At 35.4% G+C, this 475-nt stretch carries 2 protein-coding genes; both read right to left on the bottom strand.

The annotated features are described in order from the left end of the window. The coding region (locus tag FCS21_RS17690) for a hypothetical protein (protein ID WP_138624491.1) at nucleotides 1-228 on the bottom strand (228 nt) is incomplete at its 3' end. Between the two features lie 26 nt (nucleotides 229-254). Then, nucleotides 255-475: hypothetical protein (locus tag FCS21_RS17685; RefSeq protein ID WP_222927987.1), on the bottom strand; the 221-nt coding region annotated here is incomplete at its 5' end.

Here is a 475-nt window from a genome sequence, read left to right as displayed (position 1 = left end):
AACGGTAACGCCAACAGAGGATATTTTCTCTGCTCCAATAAAATAATTCACCTGAAGATTAGTTCCATTTGCACCAATCGCTGCGTGAATAAATTTTACGTTAGAAGTGTTATCAGACGCACTTACTGCGTAAGGAGTGAAATCGTGTTCCTCTCCACAAGATACAACCAGTGCCGCTCCTAAAAGTGGTACAATGGATTTTTTAATAATGTTAAGTATATTTTTCATGTAATACGTTTTATAGTTTTGATAAATTACGGTTTAGAAAACCACATTTCTATTGTATGATAATCCACTTTATCTGCGCCAATTGCTTGTAAAGCCGCAAAATTCCATACATATTCTGAGTTGAATCTTGGACGAACTCGGTATGGTAATTTTCCATTATTATCAACAAATAAGCTAGTTGGGAAAGCCATTGTTTTGTAAATATTTACGTTGTCGTAGCGGTATTTTCGCATATCTGTCCAAGCTT

It is taken from the genome of Colwellia ponticola (assembly GCF_005885605.1).
Classification (GTDB): Bacteria; Pseudomonadota; Gammaproteobacteria; order Enterobacterales; family Alteromonadaceae; genus Colwellia; species Colwellia ponticola.
Note: the sequence above shows the minus strand (reverse complement) of the source record. Positions and strands in the feature narration are given on the sequence as shown.